Origin of the sequence: Corynebacterium jamesii, from assembly GCF_046097395.1 — a bacterium.
Classification (GTDB): domain Bacteria; phylum Actinomycetota; class Actinomycetes; order Mycobacteriales; family Mycobacteriaceae; genus Corynebacterium.
In genome coordinates this window covers 197,381-212,823 of sequence record NZ_CP175789.1, presented here as the reverse complement: position 1 = coordinate 212,823, position 15,443 = coordinate 197,381, and the positions used below count along the sequence as shown (strand labels likewise).

Below are 15,443 nucleotides of genomic sequence, written 5' to 3'. Positions count from 1 at the left end.
TCTGGTAGCCGACTGGGGCAATCGCCTAGGTCGGTCGCCTAGGTCACATCCTCCCACCCGGATCCGGGTGCGGAGGGCTTTTCTTTGCCGCCATTCATCAGCTGCGCCGCGGCATCGGCCACCGGATCGTCGAGCTGCGAGCGGGACTCTCCCGCGGAAGACTGCTGGGTCACGTTGACCCCACCGTTATCCGCGCTGCCGCTAGCCGGGGCAGACTGCCCCTGGGCTGCAGCCTGCTTCCCGTTGTCATTGTCTGCTTTCAGCGTTGCGCGCAGGTTAGGCTTACGCACCGCATCCACGGTGTCCTTCACATCCTGCTTGGTCTCATTGAATGAGGTCAGGAAGCTATCGTCATCGTCTAGCAGGGTTTTAGTAATGAAGCCCTTCGCACCCATCTGGCGCACGGAGTTGAGCTCCTGCAGCGGCTTAGAGAACTCCTTGAAGTCCTCCCCCAGCTCGCCATCGATCTGCTCCTTAGCCTGCGATACGGCCTTACGCACCGCCAGCAACATCGCACGAACTTCCTTGATTAGCCCCGGCAAACGCTCCGGGCCGATCAAAAATAGCGCAACGATCAAGAGTACGAGGACTTCGCCCCAACCTACATTGGAAAACACCTGTCTAACCTAACCTACTGCGCAGAGACTTTCACTTTACTTACCGCGGAAGTGTATCTTCCGCAGCAGAAGGTCAACTCGATCGACCAGCGTTTCCGGGCGGCGGCAACCGTCGACGGAGAAACGGTGCGGGGATTCGTCCGCCCGGCACTCTTCTGGGATTCGCTGCAGCTTCTCCATCAGCCCGCCCGGGGTGTGCACCGCGGCAGCGTGCTCGCGCATACGGTCGGCAGCACTGCGCTGGGCACGCACCTCAGCGCGGCAGGCCTCGCAGTGCACCAGGTGGATTTTCGCGCGATGTTCGGCACGGCGGGACAGTTCACCATCCACGAGAGCGGCGATGGCTTCGGTAGACAGGTGATCAACGGACAGCTCCCCCGCGAGGTTCTCTACGAAAGATGTCACGTGCCTTAACCTGCCTTTCTGTACGTCCTGGGGCTTGCCTGCTGTGCCTTTTGCGGGGCCCGGATTAAGACCCTAGACCTGCCCGATGAAGACCAGTTCGCCTTGGTTACGCTCCAGGTTACCGCGAAGTTGCGCGCGGGCGCGGTGAATGCGCGAGCGAACGGTGCCCATCTTGATGCCGAGTGTCTGGGAAATCTCGTCATAGCTCATCCCCAAGCCGTCACACAGCACGACGGCCACACGATATTCAGGAGCGAGCTGATCCAGCGCTTGCTCCAGCGCCGGGTCCAAGTTGTTGAGCTCGAATGTGGCGGCGGGGTCGGCGATGCCCCCCTCGATGCGGTCGTAGTCCTCGGGCAACGCCTCCATGCGGATCTTCGCGCGGCGGCGAACCATATCCAGAAATAGGTTGGTGGTAATGCGGTGCAGCCACCCCTCGAAGGTGCCCGGCTGGTAGCTCTTCAGGCTCCGGAACACGCGCATGAACGTATCCTGCGTCAAATCCTCAGCATCCTGCTGGTTGCCCGCCAACCGATAGGCTAGGCGGTAAACGCTGTCCGCGTGCTCTGAAACCAGTTCCCCCCAGGTCGGAAGCTCGCCCGTCCCCGCATCAAACTCTGCGGTAGTTCGGCGGGCGGATTTCTGGTCTGCGTTCATGGCCATATTGTGGCTGATCGTCCTCAAAATCTTGTGCTGCTCACCTGGCAGTTTCCTGTGAGGATTTTACCCTCTGAGGAGGAGTGGCGAAAGTTCGTCACTTCGGTCACTCCTGTTCACTCTCTTTTCTATTTTGGACGCCACCGTCTGACATGCCGAGGGTAAGCACAACATCGGCGCAAACCTGCCCTATCGTGTGGAAGCGTGAATGCTGCATCATCTTCCCCCATTGAGGCCATCCGTGAGTACGTTCGGGCAACCACCGAGCCGGACGAGGTGACCACCGCTGCCGTCGAGGCAGCCGAGGAATTCGGTCTACTCACCCCCGATGCGATGACTGCCGAGTTCTTGGAGTTCATCGCCACCCGCGCGGGTGCAAACGCCGCCGCTCGCGGCCACACCCCCACCGGCATCATCGTCTCCCCCGCCAGTGGCGTGATCGGCCTGCACCTATTTAAGGGTCTGAACGCGGCACAGGTAGAGGGTCACCTGACGTGCATCGAGCCGGAGGTGCAGCACCAGCAACTGGCCAAGCAGGCCTTCGCTAACGCGGGCCAGCGCCCCAACACGTTCCGCTTCCTACCCAGCGCCCCGCTGGACGTCATTCGTCGCCTGGCCAACGATAGCTACGACATTGCCGTCGCGGAGGCCGCCACAGAGGAATTCACAGCCATCGTGGAATCCACCCTCCCGGCACTACGCTCCGGTGGTGTTCTCGTACTGCTGGACAGCCTGATGGACGGCCTGGTCGGCGACGAGCAGCACACCGATCGCCAGACCACCCGTGCCCGCGAGGCCGATCAGTTCTTCCGCGAGATGGATAACGCGAAGATCTCGCGCCTGCCCCTCGGTGCGGGTGCCACGCTGATCACGAAGATCGTCTAACGAGAAACCCCGGGGCTCGCGCACACGCAAGCCCCGGGGGCGGGAAGCAAAAAAGTTCGTCCTGAACAGAGCCCGAACCTCGAACAGCTGGGTTAGACGACCACGTTCTTACCGATGCAGACCACGCCACCCTTGGAGATGGTGAAGCGATCCTGATCGCGAGCGCGATCCACGCCGATGATCTCACCGGCGGAAACCTGCACGTTCTTGTCCAGGATTGCGTGGCGCACCACGGCACCGCGCCCGATGCGTACGCCAGGCATGATCACACACCCCTCAACGGAGGCGCCTTCCTCGACGATCACGTTCTCGCTCAGTACGGAGTTGCGCACCGTACCAGCGGAGATGATGCAGCCCGCCGAGACCATGGAGGACTGCGCAATGCCACCCTTAACGAACTTCGCCGGAGGCAGATTGCCCGTCTCTGCAGTGTGGATCGGCCACTGCTGGTTGTACAGGTTGAACACCGGGTGCACGCTGATCAGATCCATGTGGGCCTCGTAGAAAGCATCCACGGTACCCACGTCGCGCCAGTAGCCCTTATCGCGCTCGGTCTCGCCCGGCACGTAGTTGTTGGAGAAGTCGTAGACGTAGGCCTCACCGCGATCCACCAGGCGCGGAATGATGTCGCCACCCATGTCGTGGTTGGAGTTCTCGTCCTCAGAGTCCTCCTTCAGCGCGTCGATCAGGGTCTGTGCGGTGAACACGTAGTTACCCATAGAGGCGAAGGAGACCTCCGGGTCATCCGGCACGCTCGGCGGCTCGGCAGGCTTTTCCAGGAACTGCTCGATCTTGTTGTCGTCGTCGGCCTGGATCACGCCGAACGCGGTTGCTTCGTGGCGCGGCACGCGCAGGCCGGCGACCGTCACGCCAGCACCGCTGGCGATGTGCTCCTGCACCATCTGCTCCGGATCCATGCGGTAAACGTGGTCGGCGCCAAAGACGATGATGTAATCCGGCTGCTCGTCGTACACCAGGTTGAGGGACTGCAGGATTGCGTCTGCAGAACCGGTGAACCAGCGCTTACCCAGGCGCTGTTGTGCTGGGACGGGGGTGATGTACTGGCCAGTCAGGCCGGACAGCTGCCAAGACTGGGAAATGTGGCGGTCAAGGGAGTGCGACTTGTACTGGGTCAGCACGCAGATCTTGTAGTAACCAGCGTTGACCAGGTTGGACAGCACGAAGTCGATCAGGCGATAGTTGCCACCGAAAGGCACGGCGGGCTTAGCGCGGTCGGCGGTGAAAGGGTATAGGCGCTTTCCCTCGCCACCAGCAAGGACAATGGACAGGACGTTTGATCTGCTCTTCACACTTTCCAACCTAGCGATACAGCTTTAGTTTTGCTTGCCAAGCAGGCAATCGGGCCTCCAAGTGGTGCCCCCTTTATAGGCACTGACGGTGCCCACAGGGGCCATAGCGCCTCGTTGCCAGGACAGACGGAGCCATACGCGGTTAATCTGGAGCCATGCGTATCGCCATGCTGACAAAGGAATATCCCCCAGAGATCTACGGTGGTGCCGGCGTGCACGTCACCGAGTTGGTTCGTTACATGCGGAAGCTCGAGCACGTAGACGTGCACTGCATGGGTGGCCCACGCGAGGAGCAAGATGTCTACGTTCACGGCGTAGATCCCGAACTCACCGAGGCAAACGGATCCATCAAGACCCTGTCCACGGGTCTGCGCATGGCGAACTCCCTGGGCGACGCGGAAGTCGTCCACTCTCACACGTGGTACACCGGCTTGGGTGGCCACGTCGGTGGCCTGCTAAACGGCATCCCCCACATCGCCACCGCCCACTCCCTGGAGCCGCACCGTCCGTGGAAGCGCGAGCAGCTCGGCGGCGGCTACGACGTCTCCTCGTGGTCGGAGAAGAACGCGATGGAGCATGCGGATGCCGTTATCGCTGTTTCCGCCAAGATGAAAGAATCCATCCTCGATGCTTACCCGGCGATCGACCCGGACCGCATCCACGTGGTGCTGAATGGAATTGATTCCGAGCTTTGGCAGCCTCGCCCGACTTTCGAAGCGGCAGTGGAGGCTGGCAACCGTTCCGTCATGACGGAGATGGGCGTGGATCCGAACCGCCCCATCGTCTCCTTTGTCGGTCGCATCACCCGGCAAAAGGGTGTACCCCACCTGCTGAAGGCCGTGGCTCATCTCGATCCAGAAATCCAGGTTGTGCTGTGCGCCGGCGCGCCGGATACCCCAGAGATCGAGGCCGAGGTCACCGGCCTGGTGGAAAAGCTGCAGGCAGAGCGCGACGGCGTGTACTGGGTAAAGGAGATGATGGACAAGCCGAACCTGCAGGAAATCCTGTCGGCCTCCGACGTGTTCCTCTGCCCCTCCATCTACGAGCCACTGGGCATTGTAAACCTGGAGGCCATGGCGTGCGGTACGGCAGTGGTGGCCTCCGACGTGGGCGGTATCCCGGAGGTTGTCGTCGACGGCGAGACTGGCCACCTTGTTCATTACGACGAGAACGACGCAGAGACCTTCGAGCGTGGCCTGGCCGAAGCGACCAACGCACTGGTTGCGGACCAGGACAAGGTCCGCGCCTTCGGCGAGGCCGGCCGCCAGCGCGCGGTAACGACCTTCAGCTGGGCCACCATCGCCGAGCAGACCGTGGACGTGTATAGATCCCTGCTTTAAACACAAACCGCTGGTATGAATGGTGGCATGCATTCTTCCTCCCATAAGCACCGCCCGGAACTGCACGTCACTGCAGAGACAGGGGTGCTGGAAGCCCCTGCAGGAGCCGTATTCTCTGGCGATGCCCTGCACGTGTTTCACCAGTTCCGCCCGCGCCCTGCTGAGGGGTCGCGCTGGGCGCACCAGGTTGCCTCGGAGGCTACGTACGACTGGGACATTTGTGACGACGTCGTCGTTCCGAACCAGGGGCTAGCGCAGCGGGATGGCGCCGAGCAGGGCACTGCAAACACCGACGCGAACGTCGGCACGAACGTCGGCGAGGTGGACATCCTCGCCGGTGCAGCCGTCCCGGTGGGCTTGGGAGCGGAGCTGTTCTTCGTCGTCACCCACGCGGTGGAGGATGCCTCCGCCGAAGATGCCCTCTCCGCAGAGATCCCCCACGGCCAGCGCGGCCCGCGCACCTTCACCATCGAGCGCGCGGAGATCCCGAACCTGCTGGAGGCCACCGAAGTCTCCGATGACCCAAGCCTCCCGGACCCTCACGTCCGTCGCTTAGGGCCCATCGACATCGACGATTCCGCCTGCCCGGTAGAAAACCTGGTGACCCCCAGCGTGATTCGCCACGACGATCCCGCCCACCCGAACGAGGGCTGGCTGATGGTCGCGCTCTCCCTCACCGGCGAGGCGGATGCGCAGATCGTTGCCCTGCGCTCCGCCGACCGCCAGCACTGGCGCGTTCTGGGGCCGATCGAGCTGCCTGCCGAGGCTGCCCTGCGCCCCGGCAGGCCGTTCGCTCCGCGCATTGTTTCTATGGTGGACGCCGACTCTTCCACCCGCCGCGATGTCTTGTTCGTGACCTTCCCCGGCGGCGCTGGCGAGTCCGACGAGGTGGCGGGCTACGTCGTCGGCAACCTAAGTGGTACGTCATTCAGCGTGACCAGCCCCTTCACCGTCATTGACTTCGGCCATGACTTCACACGTCCGCGCGTGATCGACCACACCACTCCAGTGATGTTCGGCCTGGTGGGCGCTCACCCGTCGCTGGACGGCCAGTGGGCCAACTGCCTGTCGGCCCCGCGCTACCTGTCGCTGGTGGACGGCGAGCTTTTCCAGGACGTCGTCGGCGCGCCGGCAGCCGTGCGCACCTTCTCGGACTACGCGTTCATCTGGTCCGCACAGCTGGATGCCTCCGAGGGGCGCGTGGATGTCGACGTTACGGACGATTCCGGCCAGGTCATCGCCACGATCAGTTACACCAGCGACGCGGTCTCCGTTACTCGCCTGGGCGTGGATACCCGCACCGCCCCGTTGCAGGACGCAGATTCGGATACACTGACCGTCTTCCTCGACGGTCCCGTGTGCGAGGTCTTCGCCGACGGCGGCGCGGTCACTCTGACCAGCGCCATCCCTGCACACTCGCAGATTTCCGACATCGACGTGCGCGCGACGGGTGGGGCAAAAATCATCTCCTCCATGCAAACCGCGGGCCGTCACCTGATGCGTATGCAGGCAGGCCTGACCTCCCCCGAGGAGCAGGAACGCTACATGACCGAGAGCCTCATCGCCGACCGCGACGTAGCTGAGGGAATTTTCGACGAAGACTAGCCGCCAGCCCCCTCGCCGAAGCGCTAGCGGTTGGCTTTTGCCAGGCGCGTGAAAGCGCTAGCCGTTGGCCTTCGCCAGGCGCGTGATAGCCGCGCGGGCGGTGACTTCCATGGTCTCCGGCAGAGCCGCAATGCGCTCTTGCAGCACGTCTGGGTGAATGTGGCGCGCCGAGGGGCTCATACCGATCTGCGCAGCAATGGAAGCCTGATCCAGCTGCATCGGGAACTCGATGTGCTCCGGGTCCCCCACCGGCACCAGGTGACCTGATGCCTGGTTGATCATCCGCTCCACCTTGCCTTCCTCCACATCCAGAATGCCCAGCGGTTCACGCAGCTCGCCCAGGTGGCCGACCTCCGCGGTCAGGACAACCACCTGTCCCTTCGGCGTAAGGATACGGGCGAACTCTGCCGCATTACGCGGTGCGAAGACAACCATGATGGCGTCCACACTTTCCGAAAGAATCGGCAGGCGCGACCAGGCGTCAGCCACAACAGCCCCGACCCGAGAGTGCGAAGTGGCCAGGCGCTTCGCCGCTGCAGTAGAAACGTCGATGCCGACACCCCGAGAGCGTTCGATCGTATCGAGGGCATGAGCCAGGTAGTAACCCGTGCCCGCGCCGATCTCCACAATGGACGGGGCGTGCTCGGCGGCGACCTCGCCGTCATCCAAGACATCTTCAACGTTGGCGGTCACGGCCTCCACGAAGGGCGCGAAGTGGCCACCCGACAGGAAGGTCTCGCGCGCCTCGATCATCGAAGCATCATCGCCCGAATAACGCAGCCCGGAGCCACCCGCGAGCGTGACGTAACCCTGTCGTGCGACGTCGTAGCTATGGCCCGATTCAGAGACCAGAGTACGCCACTCTTCGTCGCCGGCGCTCAAGCGGGAACCGTCTACGGGGTCGGCGAGGAGGTCAATGACATCTGCAAGCACGAACAGATTCCTTCCTGAAATTTTTAGAAAAGCTCGCTGGAGCGGGAGCTAATAAACGACCACCCCATGGTAAACCGTCCGTCGCCCGAAACCTATATCGGGCGGGGCTAAAAAGCTGGTGGCAGTGCTAGTGCATCAGCCACTGCACCAGCGTGCGCGCGCCAAAGCCCGTGCCCACCGGGGTGACCTCGTCAAAGGTGGAATCCGCACGACCCGGCCCGGCGATATCCAGGTGGATCAGCGGCAAACCACGGGTGAAGCGGCGCAGGAACATGGCAGCGGTGGTCGCCCCCGGGCCCTTCGGGGTCTGCCGCACGTCGGCAATCTTAGAGGTCACGTTCTCTTCCAGGTACTCCTGCATTGGCATCGGCCACCAGCGCTCCCCTACGATCGCACCCCGGCGGGCGAGCTTCACGCCTGCGCCCCAGTTGTCGGAGAACACCGCACCGGTGCGCAGCCCCAGTGCTACCTTCGCTGCACCCGTAAGCGTGGCAACGGTCACCACAGCGGTGGGCTTGTACTTCTTTGCTCCATAACTGACGGCATCAGCCAGGATCATGCGGCCTTCCGCGTCGGTATTCGTCACCTCAGAGGTCAAACCACCATAGTGCTCGACCACGTCGCCCGGGCGGTAGGATTTACCGTCGATCATGTTCTCCGCTGTCGGGATCAGCGCCACAACCTTGCGTGGCACCTGTTGCTCCGCGAGTGCGCGGAAGGCAGCAATGACACTGGCACCACCAGTCATGTCGGTACGCATGGTATCCATGCCTGCCGCGGGCTTCACGCTAATCCCGCCGGTATCGAAGGTCACGCCCTTACCCACCAGCACCACGGTGCGGCGACGGCGACGCTGGTCCACCTTTTGCGGGTCCCACACCAGTTCGATGAGCATCGGCGGGCGGGAGGAGCCCCCACCGACGGCGAGGATTCCGCCGAAGCCTTTGTCCTTCAGCCAACCCGCGTCGCGCAGGCGCACCTTTACTCCGTCGATGCCCTCTACAGCCTTCTTGGCCTGTGTGGCCAGCCATTCAGGGGACTTCACATTGGCGGGTGCGTTCGCGAGGTCGCGGGACAGGCAGGTTGCTTTACCCAGCGCTTTGCCTTCTTTGACTGCCGCCACATAGTCGGCGGTATCGAAGCCGGAGAACTCGTAGCCCTCTGGCAGCACCACATGGACGTCGCGCACGCGAGCGGGCTTGCGCTTGTTGGTGGTTACGAAGCTGTGGTTACCGACGATCAGACCGATCACCAGGGAGCGGACATTGGCCGGGGTGAACTCCTCCGGCAGGTGCACCTGCACGATGTGCTTCTTGGCACGCACGGGATGGCCGTCGACAACCTTGCCGATGCGGCGCACCAGTCTGGCGCCAGCACCGCGCCAGCCGTCCTCCAGGAAATCCCTGCCGTCGCTGAGATCCAATGGGCGGCTCGGCTCGGACGGCACCCACGCCACCCACTGGCCGGAGGTATCTAGCTCTACCTCACCCGGTGCGCTCGTTCCCGGGGCAACCTTCACCTGGGTTTCGATGATTTCGGAGCCCTCCGCGCGCGGGCCGATCGTCACATGGGTCACTTTCTGGGGGATGTTCGGGATCGGTGCCATTTTTCTAACGCTCCTGTTCACTGTGGGCGGTGACGATTTCTTCTGTGGTCCCTGCTGCAGCATCGGTGCCAGAATCAACACCAACCTGCTGTTCCAGCTCCGCTATGCGCCCAGCCAAGCGATCGATGTAGAAGTCCACTTCAGCCTGGTTGTAGCCGCGGATCTCCAATGAAAACCCGGTGTTGCGGATCCCTTCTTCGGTCAGCGGGCTGCTTCCTAAATCCGTCCAGTGCTGCCTCTTCGCGTTCCCCGCAGTCACGGGAGGCAGTGCCTCGCCGCGGCCGAAAACGGTACCGAGCAAGTAGACCAGGAGCGCGCCCACAAGGAACGCCCCAACGAGAGACAACAACCAAAACATGCCTATTAATCTACCGTCTCTTGTGCGCCTTCTGGTGCTTTGCGGGGGTTTCGGCGCCTTCTACTACCTTACTTCTCCCCCGGCTGTTCTCCCGGCTCAGCCTGCGCCGCCGGTGCGTCCTCGGCGCCGAAGCGCTCCAGCTGAGCATTGATACGCTCCTGCTCCAGAGCCAGCTCCTCCTGGCGGAGCTTCAGCTTCCGCACGTGGGTGGCGTGCGCGTTCACACAGATCTGCACCGCCTCGGCCGGATCGTCGGTGACGTGAAACAGATCCACGTCCTCCGGGGAGATCATGCCCTCATCCACCAGGCGGGTGGTGATCCAGTCGATCAGCCCACCCCAGAACTCCTTACCAATCAGGATGATCGGGAACTTCCGGATCTTCTCCGTCTGCACCATCACCAGCGCCTCGAACAGTTCATCCAAAGTCCCGTAGCCGCCAGGAAGGCAGATGAAGGCCTGGGAGTACTTCAGGAACATGGTCTTGCGCACGAAGAAATAGCGGAAGTTCAGTCCCAGATCCACCCAGTGGTTCATGCTCTGCTCCATGGGCAGCTCTATGCCCAGGCCGATGGACATGCCGCCGGATTCCTGTGCGCCACGGTTCGGCGCCTCCATCAGGCCCGGTCCGCCGCCGGTAATCGTCGCGTAGCCGGCCTCGCTGATCAGCCGTCCCAGCTCGCGCCCCATGGCGTAGTACTCGTGGTCGGGCTTCACTCGCGCCGAACCAAACACCGTAACCGCCTTCGGGATCTTCGCCAGCGCACCAAAGCCGTCGACGAACTCGGACTGGATGCGCATTACGCGCCACGGGTCGGTGTGCAGCCAGTCGGTGCTGGCCTGCTCGTCCAGTAGTCGCTGGTCCGTGGTCGACTTCTGCTTCTGGCTGTGCTTCTTACCGCGCAACAGCATGGGGCCGCGGAGTCGGAAATCACGGTTGTTTTCGCTGGTAGTCATGCGTGAGTATGCCTTAAATCTCTGGTCGAACTTTACGTTTCTGTACGCTTTTCACGCTACTGGTTGCACCGCCGTGGCGCTCGTTTTAGTAAACGACATAGCGCATCTCCCCTGTTCACCCCCCCTCTACGCACCACACAACGGGGCCGTGAGTAGTGAGGGGGCGGTGCAGGCTGTACAGAGCTAGCGGGTAAGGAACTCGATCAATTCGCGGCTGACGTCCTCGATCTGCCCGACCGGGCAACGCTCGTCCTTGGTGTGGCACAACCCCGGATCGCCGGGACCGAAGTTCACCGCCGGGACACCCAGCTGGGTGAAACGAGCCACGTCGGTCCAACCGTACTTCGGACCGACCCGTCCCCCGGTGGCGTTCACTAGCTTCGCCGCGAAAGGTTGGTTGAGGCCCGGGGCGGCTGCCGCTGCGGCGTCATCAAGTTCGACAGCAAACCCCTCGGCAGGAGCATCGGGCGTGCCTACCTGCAACACCTCGTACAGGTGCGCCAAAGCCTCGTCCACGCTGCGGTGTGGCGCGTAGCGGAAGTTAATAAAAGCCCAGGCCTCGTCGGGAATGGTGTTGGTGGCCACGCCGGATTCTGCCACAACGGCGTTGAGCCCCTCTTTGTAGGTCAAACCGTCGATTTCCACGTCCTGCGGCTCGTAGTCCGCTACGCGCACTAGCACGCGGGCCAGGTCGTGCAGCGCGTTGTGGCCAAGCCAGCTACGGGCGGAGTGGGCGCGAGCGCCCAAGGCGGTGACCTTCACGCGAATGGTGCCCTGGCACCCGGCCTCGATCTTCCCGCCGGACGGCTCGCCCAGCAGAGCCAGATCGCCCGCCAACAGGTCCGGGTCCGACTGCACCAGATGGTTCAGGCCGTTGTACTTGGTGGCGACTTCCTCGCCTTCGTAGAGCACCAGCGTTAGATCGCAGGCCAGCTCCGGGGAGTTCGCCAAGGTGGCGAAGGCGTGGGCGTAGCAGGCCGCGCCGGACTTCATATCCACGGAGCCCAGGCCGAAGATAGTCTGCTCCCCCGTCTCGGGGTCCGGGCCCACGCGGGAAGGCAGATTATCCGCTGGCGGCACGGTATCCAGATGCCCGGCCAGCACTACCCGGTCGCCGAGGTCTCGGTGGGTGCGTGCGACAAGAGTGTTACCACGGCGCGTGACCTCCACATTGTCGATAGCACGCAATGCGGGCTCTACCGCGTTGGCAATCTGCTGCTCGTGGTGCGACTCGCTATAAATGTCGACGAGCTGGCGGGTCAGGGCAACCGCCCCGGCAGACAGGTCGATGGAAGTTTCGGAAGATTCTGCAGTACTCATTGTTAGCGATCCTAGCCGAGCTGAACCAAAGCCAACGCAGCTAAAAGTACCCATGCTGGCCTTTAGCGGCGATGGTTGTGTTCTAATTTTGTGTATGAAGACTCGAGAATCCGAAACTGGTGCCGATTCCGGCACCTCTAACCAGCTGGGAAACACCCTAGAGACCCGTCACCTCACAATGATGGGTCTCGGCTCAGCCATCGGCGCAGGTTTGTTCCTCGGTACCGGCGTGGGTATTCAGGCCGCGGGCCCCGCAGTGCTGCTGTCCTACGCTGTGGCCGGCATCGTGGTGATCGCAGTGATGCAGATGCTGGGCGAGCTCGCCGCTGCCCGCCCCGCCTCCGGCACCTTCGCCACCTACGGCCAGATGGCCTTTGGCCGCTGGAACGGATTTGCTCTGGGCTGGCTCTACTGGTTCATGCTGATAATGGTGATGGGCGCCGAGATCACCGGCGCCGGTGCGATCATGGGCTCGTGGTTCGGCGTGGATGGTTGGATCCCCGGCCTAGTCTGCGTGGTGCTGTTCACCGTCGTGAACCTGGCCGGCGTGCGTGGCTTCGGCGAGTTCGAGTACTGGTTTGCATTCATCAAGGTTGCGATCATCTTCATCTTCCTGGTTGTCGGCACGGGCCTTCTGCTGGGATTCTTCCCTAGCTACGAATCCCCGGGGCTCAGCAACTTCTCCAACTTCGCCCCTAACGGCATCTCTGGCATGGCCGTGGGCTTGCTGGCCGTAGCCTTCGCCTTTGGAGGCATCGAGATCGTGACGATCGCCGCTGCCGAGTCCAAGGACCCCGCCACCTCCATCGCCGCTGCCGTCCGCGCGGTCATCTGGCGCATCTCGGTGTTCTACCTGGGCAGCGTCTTTTTGATCTCCGCCCTGTTGCCCTTCGACACGCTGGGCGAGGCAGAGTCCGCCGAGGAGTCGCCCTTCACCCGAATCCTGGCTCTCGCCCAGATCCCGGGCATCGCGGAGATCATGGAGGGCGTGATCGTCCTGGCACTGCTATCTGCCTTCAACGCGCAGATCTATGCAACCAGCCGACTGATGTACAGCTTCTCCCGGGATCGCAATGCGCCGCGGTGGTTCGGCAAGACCAATTCGCTGAAGGTTCCCTACCGCGCCGTGTGCTGTTCGCTGTTGTTCGCCTTCATTTCGGTCGCGCTGCAGGTGTGGGGGCCTACGAACCTGATCAACATTCTGTTCAACGCAGTCGGCGGCACATTGCTGGTGATCTGGATGGTCATCGTCCTGGCACAGATCAAACTTCGCCCGACCTTCGTTCGCGATGGCACCCTGAGCGTTCGCATGTGGGGCTACCCCATCTTGTCGTGGCTGACGTTCCTGGCGCTGATCGCCCTGACCATCCTGATGCTCTTCGACGACGGCGCCCGCCTGCAGGTACTCACCGTTACCATCGCATTCGTCGTGCTGAGTGCGATCGGATGGTTTTTGCAGAAGACACAGAAGACACAGAAGACGCAGAAGGCGCAGACTCCGCAGCACAGTGATATCCAGGCTTAGGTAGGATCGACAACCATGACTGCTGCATATGGAAATGGATTTGCCACTCTGACCGACTCCGGCGATGTGCTGGATACCTGGTTCTTCGAGTTCGACCTGGGCACCTCTGGTACCGCCGGTTCTGCTGAGGCGGGCACACAGGAGTTCGATCTTGATGACGCCACCGCTTCCGCGCCTGAGTCCTTCCGTCCCCTAGCCAAGCTGGCTGGCACGGACGATGTCCGCGGCACCCGCCGCGTGGCAGTGACCACCACCATTGCCGATCTGGATGCCCCGGCCGCCGATGCGCACGATGCTTACCTGCGCCTGCACTTGATCTCTGGCCGTAAGATCCAGCCGCACGGCTGCAACCTGGATGGGCTGTTCGGCCTGCTCAGCAACGTTGTATGGACCAACCACGGCCCGTGTGCCGTTCCCGGCTTCGAGTCTGTCCGCGCCCGTCTGCAGGCCGAGCGCGGTCCGGTGACGGTCTACAGCGTGGACAAGTTCCCCCGCATGGTCGACTACGTCCTCCCCACTGGCGTGCGCATCGGCGATGCCGACCGCGTTCGCCTGGGCGCCCACTTGGCCGAGGGCACGACTGTTATGCACGAGGGCTTCGTCAACTTCAACGCCGGCACCCTGGGCTCCTCCATGGTGGAGGGTCGCATCTCCGGCGGCGTGGTCGTCGGCAATGGCTCCGACATCGGCGGCGGCGCATCCATCATGGGCACCCTATCCGGCGGTGGCAAGCAGGTTATCTCCATCGGCGAGCGTTGCCTGCTGGGAGCGAATGCCGGCGTGGGCATCTCTCTGGGCGACGACGTCACCGTCGAGGCCGGCCTGTATGTCACCTTCGGCACCAAGGTCACGCTGACCGGCGAGGTCGCCAAGCAGCTGGGCAAGCAGGACGGCGAATCTGTGAAGGCCGCCGAGCTCTCCGGCGCCAGCGGCATCCTGTTCCGCCGCAACTCTCTCACCGGCGCGGTCGAGGCTGTGGCAAACGCCTCCACCGTCGAGCTCAACGAGGCTCTACACGCCAACTAATCTCTTTCCCACCCGGACCAGGGATCTTCCAGGCAGCGCTCGAGTTCGATGCGCTGCCTGGTTTTTGTTGCGCTCATACTGGCGCCGTTTTCCTGTGAGGCCACCAGCGCCAGCTCTATCGCGACCGCGCGCAAGTGCAGCGCTGCCGTGCCGGGGCGGTAGTGCGGGTACGTGTCATCGCCGATGATGGGCGCTCCCAGGTGATGCATGAGAACGCGGAGCTGGTGCGTGTGCCCGGTCACGGGTTGCAGCTCGTATACGGCGGTAGCGCCGCCTGCGGCCTGCCAACATTCCCTGCGCCCACGTTTGCGGATGCGCGTGATCGTGGGCTTCGCCCCTCGCCGCGCCGACGCGGCTGAGACTACCCGCACCTGGGGATCGTCTTTCACCTTGAGCATCGGCAAGCGCAGCTCTTGCCATTGCTCCCCGACCTGCGGAATGTCGGCGGCAAGCGCCTGGTACGTCTTGGTGACTTCCCGGCGCTGGAACTGGGTCTGTAGGAACCCGCGGGTGATGGGGTTGCGGGCAAGCACCAGCACGCCACGGGTTTCCCGATCCAGCCTATGGGCTGCCACCAGCTCGGGCTCCTGCAAGCGCACTCGCAGCAACGACTGGGCGGTAGCGCGTAGCAACTTGCCGTTGGGCGTAGAGGGCAGGCCGTGGGGTTTATCTACCACCACTGCGTCCGGCCCGGAATACAAGATGGGAATGTCCGCAGCCAACAACTCCGCGGGCTCTTCTGGAAAGTCGGGATAGACCCATGTCGGCGTCCGCCCCACAAGAACGAGCCCCGGAGACAGCGGCGTGCCGGGAGCAAAGGGCGAATCCCCCGCAGCGGCGGCCAGGTAGGTGCGACCATCGTCGGGGACGGCGCCGCGCAACATGGTTTTCACGGCGGAT

15 protein-coding genes are annotated in these 15,443 nt (G+C 63.0%); 5 read left to right on the top strand and 10 right to left on the bottom strand.

Translation table 11 applies throughout. The annotated features are described in order from the left end of the window. Positions 1 to 38: 38 nt before the first annotated feature. The 3 genes from tatB to sigE all read right to left on the bottom strand — a co-directional run bounded on the left by tatB (position 39) and on the right by sigE (position 1,685). Positions 39 to 617, bottom strand: coding sequence for a Sec-independent protein translocase subunit TatB (tatB, locus tag ACKFRT_RS01030; RefSeq protein WP_408925439.1), 579 nt, complete (start codon positions 615 to 617; stop codon positions 39 to 41). Positions 618 to 653: 36 nt separating this feature from the next. Beyond that, complete coding sequence (locus ACKFRT_RS01025; RefSeq protein WP_296215237.1) at positions 654 to 1,022, bottom strand: anti-sigma factor; 369 nt, start codon at positions 1,020 to 1,022, stop codon at positions 654 to 656. 72 nt (positions 1,023 to 1,094) lie between these two features. Then, entirely contained in the window at positions 1,095 to 1,685 is a 591-nt protein-coding gene (gene sigE, locus ACKFRT_RS01020) for an RNA polymerase sigma factor SigE (RefSeq protein WP_296215239.1), read from the bottom strand. Positions 1,686 to 1,883: 198 nt separating this feature from the next. On the opposite strand from sigE, the gene ACKFRT_RS01015 reads away from it, so the two are divergent. Continuing rightward, the gene (locus ACKFRT_RS01015; protein WP_408925438.1) at positions 1,884 to 2,564 is read left to right on the top strand and encodes an O-methyltransferase; all 681 of its coding nucleotides are present in this window, start codon (positions 1,884 to 1,886) and stop codon (positions 2,562 to 2,564) included. A 92-nt stretch (positions 2,565 to 2,656) separates the two neighbouring features. On the opposite strand, the gene glgC is transcribed toward ACKFRT_RS01015, so the two are convergent. Further along, the gene (gene glgC / locus ACKFRT_RS01010; RefSeq protein WP_296215244.1) at positions 2,657 to 3,874 is read right to left on the bottom strand and encodes a glucose-1-phosphate adenylyltransferase; all 1,218 of its coding nucleotides are present in this window, start codon (positions 3,872 to 3,874) and stop codon (positions 2,657 to 2,659) included. Between the two features lie 155 nt (positions 3,875 to 4,029). Between glgC and glgA the strand changes: the two genes are divergently transcribed. Beyond that, positions 4,030 to 5,214, top strand: a complete 1,185-nt coding sequence (gene glgA, locus ACKFRT_RS01005) for a glycogen synthase (protein WP_408925437.1) — start codon at positions 4,030 to 4,032, stop codon at positions 5,212 to 5,214. A gap of 27 nt (positions 5,215 to 5,241) precedes the next feature. Next, positions 5,242 to 6,819 (top strand): GH32 C-terminal domain-containing protein, encoded by a 1,578-nt coding sequence (locus ACKFRT_RS01000; protein ID WP_408925436.1) that lies wholly within the window; start codon positions 5,242 to 5,244, stop codon positions 6,817 to 6,819. 57 nt (positions 6,820 to 6,876) lie between these two features. On the opposite strand, the gene ACKFRT_RS00995 is transcribed toward ACKFRT_RS01000, so the two are convergent. The 5 genes from ACKFRT_RS00995 to dapE form a co-directional block, all read right to left on the bottom strand. Then, on the bottom strand, positions 6,877 to 7,752 hold the full coding sequence (locus tag ACKFRT_RS00995; RefSeq protein ID WP_408925435.1) for a methyltransferase domain-containing protein: 876 nt from the start codon (positions 7,750 to 7,752) through the stop codon (positions 6,877 to 6,879). Between the two features lie 127 nt (positions 7,753 to 7,879). After that, on the bottom strand, positions 7,880 to 9,358 hold the full coding sequence (locus ACKFRT_RS00990; protein ID WP_296215251.1) for a M17 family metallopeptidase: 1,479 nt from the start codon (positions 9,356 to 9,358) through the stop codon (positions 7,880 to 7,882). Positions 9,359 to 9,362: 4 nt separating this feature from the next. After that, positions 9,363 to 9,716 (bottom strand): DivIVA domain-containing protein, encoded by a 354-nt coding sequence (locus ACKFRT_RS00985; protein WP_408925434.1) that lies wholly within the window; start codon positions 9,714 to 9,716, stop codon positions 9,363 to 9,365. Positions 9,717 to 9,784: 68 nt separating this feature from the next. After that, on the bottom strand, positions 9,785 to 10,672 hold the full coding sequence (locus ACKFRT_RS00980; protein WP_408925433.1) for a TIGR00730 family Rossman fold protein: 888 nt from the start codon (positions 10,670 to 10,672) through the stop codon (positions 9,785 to 9,787). Between the two features lie 183 nt (positions 10,673 to 10,855). Beyond that, on the bottom strand, positions 10,856 to 11,992 hold the full coding sequence (gene dapE, locus ACKFRT_RS00975; protein ID WP_408925432.1) for a succinyl-diaminopimelate desuccinylase: 1,137 nt from the start codon (positions 11,990 to 11,992) through the stop codon (positions 10,856 to 10,858). 94 nt (positions 11,993 to 12,086) lie between these two features. Here dapE and ACKFRT_RS00970 point away from each other — a divergent pair, with 94 nt between their 5' ends. Together ACKFRT_RS00970 and dapD are read left to right on the top strand one after the other, a co-directional pair. After that, positions 12,087 to 13,517, top strand: a complete 1,431-nt coding sequence (locus ACKFRT_RS00970; protein ID WP_408925431.1) for an amino acid permease — start codon at positions 12,087 to 12,089, stop codon at positions 13,515 to 13,517. 15 nt (positions 13,518 to 13,532) lie between these two features. Continuing rightward, positions 13,533 to 14,543 (top strand): 2,3,4,5-tetrahydropyridine-2,6-dicarboxylate N-succinyltransferase, encoded by a 1,011-nt coding sequence (dapD, locus tag ACKFRT_RS00965; RefSeq protein WP_408925430.1) that lies wholly within the window; start codon positions 13,533 to 13,535, stop codon positions 14,541 to 14,543. Here dapD and ACKFRT_RS00960 read toward each other — a convergent pair. After that, positions 14,540 to 15,427 carry a pseudouridine synthase gene (locus ACKFRT_RS00960; RefSeq protein ID WP_408926112.1) on the bottom strand — a complete coding sequence of 296 codons (888 nt, stop codon included), beginning with the start codon at positions 15,425 to 15,427 and terminating at the stop codon, positions 14,540 to 14,542. The genes dapD and ACKFRT_RS00960 overlap by 4 nt on opposite strands. Positions 15,428 to 15,443: the final 16 nt, after the last annotated feature.

Bases quoted from the DNA above. Each gene is read 5' to 3' on its own strand.
- ACKFRT_RS00985 (WP_408925434.1), bottom strand. From the start codon at position 9,716: ATGTTTTGGTTGTTGTCTCTCGTTGGGGCGTTCCTTGTGGGCGCGCTC.
- dapD (WP_408925430.1), top strand. From the start codon at position 13,533: ATGACTGCTGCATATGGAAATGGATTTGCCACTCTGACCGACTCCGGC.
- ACKFRT_RS00990 (WP_296215251.1), bottom strand. From the start codon at position 9,358: ATGGCACCGATCCCGAACATCCCCCAGAAAGTGACCCATGTGACGATC.
- dapE (WP_408925432.1), bottom strand. From the start codon at position 11,992: ATGAGTACTGCAGAATCTTCCGAAACTTCCATCGACCTGTCTGCCGGG.
- sigE (WP_296215239.1), bottom strand. From the start codon at position 1,685: ATGGCCATGAACGCAGACCAGAAATCCGCCCGCCGAACTACCGCAGAG.
- ACKFRT_RS00970 (WP_408925431.1), top strand. From the start codon at position 12,087: ATGAAGACTCGAGAATCCGAAACTGGTGCCGATTCCGGCACCTCTAAC.
- ACKFRT_RS01000 (WP_408925436.1), top strand. From the start codon at position 5,242: ATGCATTCTTCCTCCCATAAGCACCGCCCGGAACTGCACGTCACTGCA.
- ACKFRT_RS00960 (WP_408926112.1), bottom strand. From the start codon at position 15,427: ATGTTGCGCGGCGCCGTCCCCGACGATGGTCGCACCTACCTGGCCGCC.
- glgA (WP_408925437.1), top strand. From the start codon at position 4,030: ATGCGTATCGCCATGCTGACAAAGGAATATCCCCCAGAGATCTACGGT.
- ACKFRT_RS00980 (WP_408925433.1), bottom strand. From the start codon at position 10,672: ATGACTACCAGCGAAAACAACCGTGATTTCCGACTCCGCGGCCCCATG.